At 61.0% G+C, this 12,433-nt stretch carries 17 protein-coding genes and 1 tRNA gene; 14 read left to right on the top strand and 4 right to left on the bottom strand.

Annotated features, from left to right (window positions below):
• The first annotated feature begins 153 nt into the window (after window positions 1-153).
• The 10 genes from KSAC_RS04220 (at window position 154) to KSAC_RS04175 (ending at window position 5,201) form a co-directional block, all read left to right on the top strand.
• Entirely contained in the window at window positions 154-438 is a 285-nt protein-coding gene (locus KSAC_RS04220; protein WP_132304351.1) for a hypothetical protein, read from the top strand.
• On the top strand, window positions 435-722 hold the full coding sequence (locus tag KSAC_RS04215; RefSeq protein ID WP_132304349.1) for a hypothetical protein: 288 nt from the start codon (window positions 435-437) through the stop codon (window positions 720-722). Before KSAC_RS04220 ends, KSAC_RS04215 begins: the two co-directional genes overlap by 4 nt.
• Entirely contained in the window at window positions 719-1,228 is a 510-nt protein-coding gene (locus tag KSAC_RS04210; protein ID WP_207918766.1) for a hypothetical protein, read from the top strand. Before KSAC_RS04215 ends, KSAC_RS04210 begins: the two co-directional genes overlap by 4 nt.
• Window positions 1,173-2,387 carry an IS256 family transposase gene (locus tag KSAC_RS04205; protein ID WP_132304347.1) on the top strand — a complete coding sequence of 405 codons (1,215 nt, stop codon included), beginning with the start codon at window positions 1,173-1,175 and terminating at the stop codon, window positions 2,385-2,387. The genes KSAC_RS04210 and KSAC_RS04205 overlap by 56 nt, the downstream gene beginning before the upstream one ends.
• A 234-nt stretch (window positions 2,388-2,621) precedes the next feature.
• The gene (locus KSAC_RS04195) at window positions 2,622-3,197 is read left to right on the top strand and encodes a chromosome partitioning protein (protein WP_132304345.1); all 576 of its coding nucleotides are present in this window, start codon (window positions 2,622-2,624) and stop codon (window positions 3,195-3,197) included.
• Window positions 3,194-3,331, top strand: coding sequence for a hypothetical protein (locus tag KSAC_RS17225; RefSeq protein ID WP_165927283.1), 138 nt, complete (start codon window positions 3,194-3,196; stop codon window positions 3,329-3,331). Before KSAC_RS04195 ends, KSAC_RS17225 begins: the two co-directional genes overlap by 4 nt.
• Entirely contained in the window at window positions 3,328-3,579 is a 252-nt protein-coding gene (locus KSAC_RS04190) for a hypothetical protein (protein WP_132304343.1), read from the top strand. Before KSAC_RS17225 ends, KSAC_RS04190 begins: the two co-directional genes overlap by 4 nt.
• The gene (locus tag KSAC_RS04185; protein ID WP_132304341.1) at window positions 3,576-3,812 is read left to right on the top strand and encodes a hypothetical protein; all 237 of its coding nucleotides are present in this window, start codon (window positions 3,576-3,578) and stop codon (window positions 3,810-3,812) included. Before KSAC_RS04190 ends, KSAC_RS04185 begins: the two co-directional genes overlap by 4 nt.
• Entirely contained in the window at window positions 3,809-4,117 is a 309-nt protein-coding gene (locus KSAC_RS04180; RefSeq protein ID WP_081500376.1) for a helix-turn-helix transcriptional regulator, read from the top strand. Before KSAC_RS04185 ends, KSAC_RS04180 begins: the two co-directional genes overlap by 4 nt.
• Window positions 4,089-5,201 (top strand): site-specific integrase, encoded by a 1,113-nt coding sequence (locus KSAC_RS04175; RefSeq protein ID WP_132304339.1) that lies wholly within the window; start codon window positions 4,089-4,091, stop codon window positions 5,199-5,201. The genes KSAC_RS04180 and KSAC_RS04175 overlap by 29 nt, the downstream gene beginning before the upstream one ends.
• 62 nt (window positions 5,202-5,263) lie before the next feature.
• Here KSAC_RS04175 and KSAC_RS04170 read toward each other — a convergent pair.
• A tRNA-Met gene (locus KSAC_RS04170) sits at window positions 5,264-5,338 on the bottom strand.
• A 177-nt stretch (window positions 5,339-5,515) separates the two neighbouring features.
• Between KSAC_RS04170 and KSAC_RS04165 the strand changes: the two genes are divergently transcribed.
• Window positions 5,516-6,742 (top strand): mechanosensitive ion channel family protein, encoded by a 1,227-nt coding sequence (locus KSAC_RS04165; protein WP_102323453.1) that lies wholly within the window; start codon window positions 5,516-5,518, stop codon window positions 6,740-6,742.
• 21 nt (window positions 6,743-6,763) lie between these two features.
• Here KSAC_RS04165 and KSAC_RS04160 read toward each other — a convergent pair whose 3' ends face one another.
• Window positions 6,764-7,603, bottom strand: coding sequence for an undecaprenyl-diphosphate phosphatase (locus KSAC_RS04160; RefSeq protein ID WP_102323454.1), 840 nt, complete (start codon window positions 7,601-7,603; stop codon window positions 6,764-6,766).
• 90 nt (window positions 7,604-7,693) lie between these two features.
• Here KSAC_RS04160 and KSAC_RS04155 point away from each other — a divergent pair, with 90 nt between their 5' ends.
• Complete coding sequence (locus KSAC_RS04155; protein ID WP_243705302.1) at window positions 7,694-8,185, top strand: MlaD family protein; 492 nt, start codon at window positions 7,694-7,696, stop codon at window positions 8,183-8,185.
• A 20-nt stretch (window positions 8,186-8,205) separates the two neighbouring features.
• Here the strand turns inward: KSAC_RS04155 and KSAC_RS04150 are convergent, their stop codons facing one another.
• On the bottom strand, window positions 8,206-9,300 hold the full coding sequence (locus tag KSAC_RS04150; RefSeq protein WP_132304337.1) for a D-alanine--D-alanine ligase: 1,095 nt from the start codon (window positions 9,298-9,300) through the stop codon (window positions 8,206-8,208).
• The gene (locus tag KSAC_RS04145) at window positions 9,297-9,875 is read right to left on the bottom strand and encodes a DedA family protein (RefSeq protein ID WP_110547973.1); all 579 of its coding nucleotides are present in this window, start codon (window positions 9,873-9,875) and stop codon (window positions 9,297-9,299) included. Before KSAC_RS04145 ends, KSAC_RS04150 begins: the two co-directional genes overlap by 4 nt.
• A gap of 255 nt (window positions 9,876-10,130) precedes the next feature.
• Between KSAC_RS04145 and KSAC_RS04140 the strand changes: the two genes are divergently transcribed.
• A complete protein-coding gene (locus KSAC_RS04140; protein ID WP_132304335.1) occupies window positions 10,131-11,150 on the top strand; it encodes a lytic murein transglycosylase in 1,020 nt (339 codons plus the stop codon).
• Complete coding sequence (locus KSAC_RS04135; RefSeq protein WP_408884744.1) at window positions 11,147-12,433, top strand: D-alanyl-D-alanine carboxypeptidase family protein; 1,287 nt, start codon at window positions 11,147-11,149, stop codon at window positions 12,431-12,433. Before KSAC_RS04140 ends, KSAC_RS04135 begins: the two co-directional genes overlap by 4 nt.

Raw genomic sequence — 12,433 nt, 5'->3', positions numbered from 1 at the left:
CATCGAGTCTGTTCGAACCCGATGATGGAGAGTGCGGGAATGGCTGACAACAGCCGTTCCCGCATTTGAGACCCTACGTTCCAATTTTCAAGCTTTTCGCGCTCCCCCGCATCGCCGGGCCTGTTGACGCGCGTCCAGTAATGGAGAGTTTCCATGTCACAGATCACGATCATTCCCATCAGGAGAGGCCCGCCACCGAGTGCCCCTGATGCCCTGCAGGACATCATTGTCCGCCGCCAGATGGCCGAAAGCGCCGTGGCAGCTGCCCTGCCGCGTCAGGGCGCCGGCATTGCCCTGCTCATGTCCGAACGCCGCGCCCTGCGCGCCGCTACGGCAGAACTCAACCGCCAGATCGATGCCGAGGAAGCGGAACTGAACCGCATCGCCCGTCGGCACGTCTCCCGCCATATGGTACAGACCACGCGGGGTGTGGCATGAGCCAGAACCTTACACCCGTTCCGCCCGGCGAGCTGGTCGGCCTGCTATCCGCCAAGGAGCAGGCCGCCGCCATCAACATGCACCACCAGTTCCGCAGCAACTTCATGGCCGTAGCGGGCTACCGCGCGCAGGGCAGCCTGCACGCAGCCCGCTTCGCTGCCCGTGTGGCCGATGCCCGGCTGGAGGACCTTGAGCGCCTGGTCATGGGCCGGTTCATGGCCGAAGGCCCCGAGATCGAGGCCGCTACATTCCGCCAGATCCACACAGGAGGAGTGCGGTCATGACCTGCATAGCCGCAGTCGTTTTCGGTGGCGCCGTACACATGATGGGAGATAGCGCCGGCGTGGCCGGATGGGACCTGTCCTTGCGCAAGGATAACAAGGTGTTCCGTGTTGGTGAGGTTGTAATGGGCTTCACCAGTTCATTCCGTATGGGGCAGCTGTTGCAATACAACCTGTCCGTGCCAAAGCATCATCCGGACGTAGATCTGTTTACCTACATGGTTACAGAATTCATTCCGGCCGTTCGGAACTGTCTGAAAAGCGGTGGCTATGCCCGCATCGACAATAACGAAGAACGGGGAGGCTGCTTTCTGGTCGGAATTGAAGGACGCCTTTTCCAGATTGAATCCGATTTTCAGGTCGGTGAAAGCCATTACGCATTTGATGCCGTGAGAGTGTCCGATCTTCTGTGTATGACTGATCTGGTCCATGCTGTCCCGAAAGGAAGCATGAATGACCATCTCGAGAGAAATCCTGGACGCACTGCTGACGGACGTGGAGCGTCCTGAAGACCTGCTCGGCGATGCCGGTCTGCTGAAGGAGCTGAAAATTCGGCTCATGGAGCGTATGCTGGGTGCGGAGTTGACCGCGCATCTGGGTTATGAGGAAGGCAAGGCTGCCCCGCCGGGCCAGTCGAACCGGCGGAATGGCTCCACGACCAAAGTGCTCAAAGGCCAGGACGGTGCCTTGCCTTTGACGGTGCCGCGCGACCGCGACAGCAGCTTCGAACCAGAGCTTGTAAAGAAGGGCCAGACCCGAATTGACGGGATCGATGACAGGATCATCGGTCTCTATGCCGCCGGTCTGACTGTCCGGGACATTCAGACCCATCTGCTTGATCTTTATGGCCTGAAGGTCTCTCCTGACCTGATCAGTCGCGTCACCGATGCCGTGCTGGACGAGGTCCGGGAGTGGCAGGGCCGGGCGCTGGATCGGATGTATCCCATCGTGATCTTCGATGCCCTTCGGGTAAAGATCCGCGATGCTGACAGCCGGACCGTTAAAAACAAGGCGGTTTACGTCGCCCTCGGTGTCACCCGCGAGGGGGTGCGCGAGGTTCTGGGGCTCTGGATCGCCGAGAATGAAGGCGCCAAATTCTGGCTTTCGGTCATGAACGAGTTGAAAAACCGGGGCATCCAGGACATCCTGATCACGGTCGTGGACGGGCTGAAAGGCTTTCCCGAGGCCATCACCGCCGCCTTTCCCGAGGCGATGGTTCAGACCTGCATAGTCCACCTGGTCCGCCACAGCCTGAACTTCTGCTCATGGAAGGACCGCAAGGCCGTGGCTGCCGACCTGCGCCGGATCTACGGGGCCGCAACCGCTGACCTGGCAGCCGCAGAGCTCGATGAGTTCGAGGAGAAATGGGCCGGGAAATACGCGTCAATCGCCCCGGCATGGCGCCGGGCATGGGCCGAAGTGATCCCGTTTTTTGCCTTCGATCCGGCGATCCGCAAGATCATATATACGACGAACGCCATCGAAAGCCTGAACCGGGTCATCCGCAAATCGATCAAGACGCGCGGTTCGTTCCCGACTGACGATGCCGCAGCAAAGCTGATCTACCTGGCGATCCGCAACTTTGAGAAAGACGGGCGGAATGTGCGGGAATGGTTTGCAGCCCGCAACCAGTTCGCCATAATGTTTGGCGAGCGCTTCGCCGCTTGAGTATCTGAAAACTCATGGGCCAGGCCAGATACACAGACTTCAGGACACTCCCGATGCCGTCGGGTGCGGCGCGCCCTATGCCTTGGGAGCGTTGTCCATTCTGATTGATGACAAAAGCCGGACGCCTGAAAACATGCTCAGCCGCGCCCTGTTACAGGCCGAACGGTTTAGCGCTGGCGTGCGGCGACCCTTCCATTACGAGAAGACCAATCCTTTTCAGGTAGAGGTATCGTCGTGACCGACGCCGCGATCAAACTGACCAGGCGTGGCCACGATGTGCTGGCCAAGGTCCGTACACGCGCCCTGCACGACGCCCTGCGCAACCAGACGCCCGGCATCGATGTGGCCCTGACCGCGCTGCTTATTCGCGTCACGGCGGGGGACGCCCTCAAGGCCGACATACTGGCACGACTGGTGGACAGGGCAGGGGACATCACCATCCCGCCAGCCGACCAGCTGGTGCGGCTGGCATGCGAGGCCCTGGCGCGCGAGGTTCACGTCACACCTGAACACAGGCAAAACACCGTCACGTATTCACAGGACCATTATGCCCGGGCCGAATGGATTGGCGCCCTGATGGATGCCGACTACAGCATGCCCCGTCTCGATGCGCCGGAAATACTGGGGGAAATGTCGGGCGATCAGTTGCGTGCCCTGTCCCTGCTTGTTGCGGACGGCCACGGCAAACCGCCCGCAAAGGTTGGCGAACTGCGGGAATGGCTGGTCGGCAAGCTGCCCGACTGGCAGCCCGTACCGTTCCATGCGCCCGGTCCGGTCCAAACACCTTTCCGCGTGATGGAGGAAGCATGATCCATATCCCCGACCATCACCTTGACCGCATCCGCGATAACCTGCCAACAGCGCAGGAAGTCGGTGCGCATGTGCTGCTGTTCTGTGTCATCTGGGGCAGCCTGATCCTGATCGTGCTGGAGGCGCTGTCATGAATAGCCGTCAGCTCACCATGAAGGACAAGGTGCTTGGCGCCCACCGTGATGCGGTCCGATACACCGGTGCCGGTGTCATTCCCGCCACGACGGTGCGGCGCTTCATGCCCGGCCTGAAGCGGCAGAGCCATGTCACCCGCATGCTGAACATTCTGGTCAGCGAAGGTAGGCTCGCGATATCCGCCAGTCAGGGCCAACTCGGCTATACCATGCCATCTAGTGCAACGCGCGGGCAGGTGACGGCATGAGCGATCTGTCCAACCATCCCATCCTGCAGGGCCTTGAATTCGGCAAAGAAATCTACAGCGTCGAAATCCATGGCAATGGCCGGGGCGAGTATGTTGGCGTCACGCGCGAGGACGACGGGCCATGCTGCATTGTCTTTCGGGGCAGCCTTGTCACCGAGAACGGACGTAAGCTGATCCGGGCGCGCGGTACGCAGGCTTGGACTTCTGATAAGCGGAAGGATGATACGAGATGAAGGACGCATCACGCCTGCCATATTGGCCGCGCGCCATGAGTGAAGAACTTGCGGCTGCGTATGCTGGCGGCATCAGCGTCACGACATTGCGGCGAGAAGTGGCCGAAGGCAATGCTCCGAAGCCCCATCATATCTCTGGCCGACGGGTCGTCTGGTTCATTGAGGAACTGGATGCATGGATGGACCGGATAAAAGGGCAGGCTGTCTCAGCCCACCCAGAAAAGAAGCAGACAACTAACTCATGGGCCGCTGCTGCAGCAGCGGCAGGAAAGACCAGTGGCCAACGTCGTTCTACCTTACGTTAATACCTATCAGGCCCGTCGCAAAAAATACGCCTATTACCGTCGAGATGGTGTTCGCCTGCGAATTGCGGGCGAGATAGGCAGCCCCGAGTTTCTGAAATCCTACCAGGAAATTCATAACCGTTTTGAGCAAAGGGAAAGGCCTCGGCCGGGCATTATTCCCGGCAGTCTGGCCGAATTGATTGCTCGTTATCGGGGAACACCGGAATGGACGCAGCTCAAGCCCAGCACGCGGAAGGACTACGAAAAGTTTCTCCAACTGCTGGAGGATGATTTCGGCATGGCGCTGGTGTCTGATCTGGACAGGGCGGCTGTCAGGCTGGTCCGGGATCGCTATGCCATCCGGCCAGGCCGGAAAGAAGGCGACGATCCGATTCCAAGCCCGCGTCGTGCCAACAAGACGGTATCGATGCTTTCGATCCTGATGAGCTATGCCATCGAGATCGGCATGCGTTCCGATAACCCGGCCCTTCGTCCCAAACGGCTCAAGACTGGTCCGGGCTATCGGGCATGGACGCGTGATGAAATTCAGACCTTCCTGCGGGAAAAGCCGCAGTTTCGGCTACCCCTTCTGCTTGCACTGGGTACGGGACAGCGTGGGATCGACCAGATTGCCATGACCTGGAGCGCCTTTGATGGGGACGTGATCGAGGTGGTGCAGGAGAAGACCGGCGCAAAGGTATGGATACCTTGCCACCCCGAACTGAAAATCGCCCTTGAAAGGGAACTGACGTTGCGGACTGCCGATACCATTCTGACACACACACCGGGAAGGCCGTGGGAACTAGGACAGTTTCAATCTGCTGTCAGTAAGGCAATCCGGTCTGCCGGTTTGAAAGGAATCGTGTGGCATGGCCTGAGGGCGACAGCGGCATCATGGTTGGCAGAAATGGGATGCACGGAACGGGAAATCATGTCGATTACAGGACATACTACGGCTGCATCCGTGAGCGTATATGTACGTCATGCCGAGCAGAAAACCCGTGCTGTGAATGCCATCGCCAAGCTCTCCAACCGCGCCTTGGAGCAGGGGCAGGAAAAGAGGGGAGTGACTAACATTTCTAAACAGGGGAAAAAAAGTGACTAACAACGATACCGGCCAAGCCGTAGAAAAGCTGTCTAAGTCATTGAGGATAAACCCTAACGTGATGGTAGCGGTGGACGGATTTGAACCGCCGACCAAGGGATTATGATTCCCCTGCTCTACCGCTGAGCTACACCGCCATCGCGTTAGGATGAGTGCGAAATACCCGCGCTTATGGGGGAAGTCAACCCGCGTTTTGGGCACCTGCATGAAAAAGCGCAAAAAGTCGCCTGATTTGTCAGGCTCAGTCGTTAGGGGGTAAAAGTGTCCGCTCACCCCATGGCACGCACACAACCCGAAAAGGCTGCGTATCCTTTGTGAGAACTGAATTCCTTAGATTTCTGACTGCCCTACGCCTGATGTTCGGCTGGTTGCCCGGCCTGCTGTCTTCCATCCTCATGCTCTGCGTGGCGGGTCTAGCTGCTGAAATGTTCAGCCGATTCATCACGAAACTGATCCTGCGTATTCCGGGGCAGAAGCGTGGGGCTTTCATACGCTCCTTCACCATGGCCATGCAGCGCCCCGTGCGCATCATGCTGGTGCTTCTTTTCGTGGGCACGGCGCTGCCGGTTTCGGGGCTGCCTTATTCAATCATGCAGGTCGCCACCCATACGCTGGTGGTGCTGTTCGTGCTGATGCTGGGTTATGCGGCGGTTGTCGCCACCCGTATCCTGTCCGACGCCTATCTCAGGCGGATCAATGGCAAGGATGACAAGGACGACATCCTGCTACGCACGCACATGACGCAGGTGCGCGTCCTGCGCCGCACGACGGATCTGCTGATCGGACTGCTGACCATCGGTGCTGCGCTGATGACGTTCGAGCCGGTACGGCAATATGGCCTCAGCCTGTTCGCTTCCGCCGGTGCGGCATCGCTGGTCGTCGGTCTGGCCGCGCGCCCGCTGCTGACCAACCTGTTCGCGGGCATGCAGATCGCCATGACCCAGCCCATCCGTATGGAAGACCTCATCATCATCAACGGGGACTGGGCGTGGGTGGAGGAAATCACCTCAACCTACGTTGTGCTGCGTGTGTGGGACTGGCGGCGGCATATCGTGCCGATTTCCTATTTTCTGGAAAATACATTCCAGAACTGGACCCATAATTCGGCAGCATTGATCGGGGTTGTGTTCATCTATGTGGATTTTAACGCGCCGATGGACCGGATACGGGCACGGCTGCGTGAAATCGTGCATTCTGCCCCCTTGTGGGATGGCAAGGAATTCGCCGTTCAGGTTTCCGACTGCAACGCCCATGTCATGACGATCCGTGTGATCGCAAGCGCGCGCTCCGCCATGCAGAGCTGGGACCTGCGCTGTGAAATCCGCGAACAGATCCTTGCCTTCCTGCGCGATGAATGCCCCGAAGCCCTGCCGCGTGACCGGCTTTCGCACGTCGCATCCGCATCGGGGCTGGATATGATGGGTGATCCGGCCATGCTGTCACCACCCATCTCACGCCCGCCGCCGGGCGCCTATATGGGGCCGCGTAATGGCATGAGCGGCGGTATGGGATCGACCGATGGCGGGCAGGGGCATGGCTGACCCCCACCGGCCGGTTATGGATCAGGACAGGTAAAGGAACGCCGCCGCGCCGGCGCCAATGCAGTACCAGCCGAAGGGGCGTAGCGCCCAGTCCTCATGTTCGCGGAAATAACGCATCAGGATGCCGGTGCAGACCAGTGCGACGACAGCGGCGACGATCGCGGCGATAACGGCCACGTGCATCTGTCCCGGCAGGGGCGGGGCATGCCGCAGTTTCAGCGCTTCAAGCACGGTGGCGGCCAGAATGACCGGCTGCGCCATGAGAAAGGCGAAGCGCGCTGCGTTCTCATGCGACAGGCCGCGCAGCAGCCCGCCTGCGATGCATGCCCCCGAACGCGACAGGCCGGGAAAGAATGCCAGACACTGGAACAGCCCGATGACCACGGCTTCCCCAAATCCCAGTGAAGCAAGGGGGCGATCGCTTTCGGGCAGCAGGTTTTCGCGCATCCGGTCCACCAGCAGCAGCATGACGCCATTGAGTGCCAGGAAAACCGCTGCGTAACGCGCCGTGCCGAACAGGCTGCGGATGGCATGTTCGAACAGGCCGCCAATCAGCACCGCCGGAATGGTGGCCACGATCAGCAGTGCAAGGATACGGATGCTGTCCATCTGGATGGTGACGCCGTAGCGCCCGGTTGTGCCGGTAAACAGCGCCACCCAGTCGCGCCAGAAAAATACCAGCAGTGCGACGCATGTGCCCAGATGCAGCATGACCAGCAGGGGCAGGAACATTTCCCCGTGCAGGTCCACCGGCCATTTCAGGATGGCGGGCACGATGGCCGCGTGGCCAAGGCTGCTTATGGGGAACTGTTCGGTAGCCCCCTGAATGATCGCTATAATAATTGCCTGAAGGAGTGTCATTGTCCGCTCGTCCATGACGCAGTAGGATGAAAAAAGAAGGTACGGCGTAGCGCCGGTCCCACCTTGTCCCGCATTGCGGCGGATTTCAGGATGGTACGGGGCCGCATCGGGCAGGGGGCCAGCATGGCACGGGAAAGAAGTGGCGCGATCATATCCAGCGGGCTTGTCCTTCTGGTTGCGGGGGGATTCTGTTTTTATGCCCGTGCATCGCAAAGTGGCGGATACCATGACCGCTACCCCGTAACCGCGCGTTTCGTGTCGGCTAACGGGCTGTCCGTGGGCGCGGATGTCGCCATGGATGGTGTGCCAGTGGGCCGGGTTACCTCCATCATGTTAGACCCGACGACTTATATGGCCAATGTGGGTTTCACGGTGGACCGTACATTGTCCCTGCCTGAAGATACAAGCATTTCAATCGGTAGCCCCACCCTTACCGCCGATAACGCCCTGATGATCGAAGCCGGGCATGCGACCACCATGCTCCGCCCTGGCGCCGTGATTACCAATACGCGCGAACCGGTCAGTCTGGAGCAGCAGGTCAGCAATTATATTTTCGGCAATGGCGGCCTGCCCACGGACTGACCGGGGCAGGCAATCGGCCTTCAGTCGTTCAGGGGGTAGCTGGCCATCAGCCTGCGCTGGCGCAGCCAGCTCCGCAGCATGGTCATCGCGCCGCTGCTTTTCCAGCCATCGCGCCGTTTGCGCGCGCCGATGCGGAAGGTCTCGCGGTAGTGCATGAACTGCGTGGCGTAGGCATCGCGCAGGGTGGTGCGCGCATCCCATATATGGGTGGCTTCGGAACCCACGCCATTGATTTCGATGATCTGGAAATCTTCCCCCCGGCGCAGGGCGGCAAGGCTCTGCGCCTTGGCATCGATACGGCCGAAGTGGAAATCGGGAATGTCGCGCATGATGGTGTTGACGCGCGCGACAAGGGCCGGGGTGATGTCCACCGCCCGGTCGTGGAAAATCGAACCCTTGCAGTGATTGCCCGCGAATACCAGCGGCAGGGACTGACCCAGGGGCAGAACGTCGCGCAGGCGGTCCTTCAGACGGGGCAGGTAGATATGCGGCACGAGCCGGGTGCGGGCATCGGCGTGGATCAGTTCCTCCACCGTGGAATGGCCATCGCCGGTCAGGTGCGGCACCTCCTTGTAGGTGAGGGAGGTAATGCGGCCCTCCGCCTCGTCAGGGTGGCGGATATAGAACAGCCCGACTTCATGCCCGTAGGGGATCAGGTGCTGGAGCATGACCGCCACATTGCGGCCAAAGGCGGCAAGCCCGGTGCGCAGGCTGTCCACGTCGCGCATGATCCGCACGCCCGTTCCGTTGCAGCCGATATCGGGCTTGAGCACGACGGGAAAGGACAGGCCGGCCTTTTCCATGGCGTCGAGCGCGCGGGGCAGGTCGTTGTCGCCAGTGGTCAGCACGGCGTAGGGGGCGATCCACTCGCGCGCCACATCGCCCGCCATGTCAAGGATGGAGCTTTTGCTTTCACCGCACAGCCCGCCGGTTTCGATGCGCGGATTGGCGGCGGTGGGCAGGCTGAAATCCCGGTACCACAGTCCCAGCACGATCCAGTACAGGACGACCGGCGTGTAGAAGATCCACCCCGGCCAGAACTCGAAAGCCGACACGGTGGGGGCGGCTGCTGATGACGGCGGCCGGTGGTCAAGGGTGGTGGTCATGTCGGTCATCGGGTCTCATTGCTCTGCAAACGTGCGATCATGCGGCTGATCAGGAAAATGGTCAGGACAAAACCGGCCATGCCCGCCCATTTCCATGTTCCCAGATGGTCAATCAGGAACTGTCCCACGCGTAGCGAGACCAGAAAAAGCAGGGATGTCCATATCAGGGTTGCGAGGACCGCGGCGATACAGAACAGTCCGAACCGGGCGCGAAAGAAACCACATGCCGTATAAAGCGGCAAGCGTGCGCCGGGTACGAAGCGGCTTATGAACACGATGCGGAACACGTTGCGGTCGAACCAGCGGCCTTCCTGCACGTGATCGGGCAATGTGATCCACCGTCGCGCCGGGGGCCACAGCGCGGCCAGACGGCCCATGCCATAAAGCCCCATGTCCCCCACCACGATGCCGATATACAGCGCGACCAGCGCCACCATGATATCGACATGCCCGGTGCGCACCTGCATGGCGGTCAGGATTGTCGCCGCATCCTCCAGTATAAAGGTACCGACAATGATCGCCATCGCCTGCACGAAGGGGGAGGCACCGGCGGCGGCCAGGCAGGACATCAGGTATGTTGGCATACAGGCTGTTTCAGTACATCCGGCGGGGATGGAAGGGAAAAACCGTAACCACGTAACACAAGCCCTTCGGTCGGCCCGTCAGGCGGGCAGGGAAATACAGGCCATAAGGCCAACGCATGAACTGCTGTTGGCGTTCTTGTGGCATGCTTCGTCCATGGCCACAAACCGGAAATTATGTCGCGTATTGTATCACGCCTTATCCGATCTGCTTATCAGTGATTGAAACGGGCGGAACGGCGTGGCACAGCATCGGGTATGCTCGTACGTCGTCGCCTTCTTCATGTTGCCGCCGCCTCCCTCGCCGGGGCGGGTGCGTCGTGGCTGCTGCCCGCCCATGCGGCACATCCGCATGCGGGCGCGAAAGCGGCGGCGGTGCCGGGGGATTACGCCAGTTTTGTCGCAGGCATCAGGCGTGATGCGATTCGGCAGGGACTGACGGCGGATGCCGTAACCCAGGCGCTTGCCCTGACCACGCCCAACATGCAGGTGATCCAGCGCGACCGGAACCAGCCCGAATTCCACCTGACATGGGCGCAGTACCGCAGCCGTGTGCTGACAAAGCGCAAGATAGATGACGGACGCGCCGCCTTCGCCGCCCAACGCGCCGTGATGGAGCAGCAGGTCCTGACCCGTTACGACGTGTCGCCGGGCGCGGTTATGGGGATATGGGGGCTGGAATCGGCCTATGGTACGCTGACCGGCAGGTTCGACGTGGTCGATGCGCTGTGCACCCTTGCCTATGAAGGGCGGCGGGCGAAGTTCTTCCGCGATGAACTGTTCCATGCGCTGGCCATCCTCAATGCGGGGGATGTCGCCCCGGGGGACATGACCGGCAGTTACGCGGGTGCCATGGGCCAGCCACAGTTCATGCCAGGCGCCTACCTGAAATACGCCGTGGATATTGATGGCGACGGGCGACGCGACATCTGGCATTCGATGCCTGACATATTCGGTTCCATCGCCAGCTACCTTGCCGGTTCCGGCTGGGTGGGGGGCGAAAGCTGGGGGCAGCAGGTCACGATGCCCGACAGCGTGCCGCAAGCCATACTGGGCCATGCCCGTATCCGTACACTGGCGGAATGGACGGCAATGGGCGTGCGCCAGATCGGTGGCGCGCCCTTCGCCCAGCCCGACATGACGGGCGCCGTGCTGCGCCCGGACGGGCCGGGGGGCGAAGCCTTCATGGTCTATCGTAATTTCGCCGCGATCCGTCGCTACAATCCATCTGATTTCTATGCGCTGGCCGTTGGCCTGCTGGGGAACGAAATCGCGTGACGGGCACCGTCACCCCGACCGGCGGTCCGCGCCCGGTCGGTACCTACCGGACCAAGGATGCAATGCACACCCGACGTTTCCTTCTGGCTGGGGCAACCAGCCTTCTTGTATCCACCACGGCGCTGGCGGCCCCGGCACGTCGCCGCCATGCGGCCCCACACGCAGCCGATGGCGCGACGCAGGCTTCAGCCGTGCCATCCACCCCGGCGAATAGTCTGATCGGTCCCATCGACACGATCGCGCGCTGGGCGTGCATTGTCGATTACACCACCGGGGCGGTAATACTGGAAAAGGCGGCTGATGAACGGATGCCGCCATCCTCGCTGACCAAGATGATGACGGCCTATGTGGTGTTCGGCATGCTGCATGCGGGCAGGCTGACGCTGGAGCAGACGCTTCCGGTCAGCGAGAAGGCATGGCGGATGCAGGGCTCGAAAATGTTCGTGCCGCTGAACGGAACCGTCACGGTCGCCGAACTGATTCAGGGCATGGTGATCCAGTCCGGTAACGATGCCTGCATCGTGCTGGCCGAAGGCATTGCCGGATCGGAGGACCAGTTCGTCAGCCTGATGAACGCGCAGGCGGCCCAGTTGGGCATGGCCAACAGTCACTTCCTGAACGCGACGGGCTGGCCGATGGACGGGCATTACATGTCCGCGCGCGATGTGGCGACGATCGCCATGCACCTGATCCACGACTTTCCGGAATATTATCATTTCTTTTCGGAAAAAAGTTTCCAGTTCAACAAGATCACGCAGGAAAACCGCAACGCGCTGGTGGTCAAGGGCATTGCGGACGGCCTGAAGACCGGCCACACGGACGCAGGTGGATTCGGCCTGTGCGCCAGCGCCGAGCGTGGCGGCAACCGTGTCGTCATGGCGCTCAATGGCCTGCCCAGCAGCAACGCCCGCGCGCAGGAAGGCGAACGGCTGTTTGAATGGTCCTTCGTCAATTTTGAAAACGCGACGCTGATCCATAAGGGCGTGGCCATGGACAACGCGCCCGTATGGCTGGGGCAGACGGCGACCGTGCCGCTGGTGGCCACAAGGGACGTGACGCTGACCCTGCCGCACGGCTGGCAGAACAGGGTGCATGTCAGCATGGATTACAGCAGTCCCATTCCCGCCCCGGTCATGGCGGGGCAGCAGGTGGGCGAACTGGTCATCGCCAATACCGGGCTGGCTGAAATCCGCGTGCCGCTGGTCGCGGGCGCCAGCGTGCCCCGGCTTGGGCTTATGGGGCGGGCTACGGCGGTTCTGGGCCAGAAGCTGGGACGGGGCTAG

The sequence above is a fragment of the Komagataeibacter saccharivorans genome, from assembly GCF_004348195.1.
Lineage (GTDB): Bacteria > Pseudomonadota > Alphaproteobacteria > Acetobacterales > Acetobacteraceae > Komagataeibacter > Komagataeibacter saccharivorans.
This window is presented reverse-complemented; position numbering and strand designations above follow the sequence as displayed.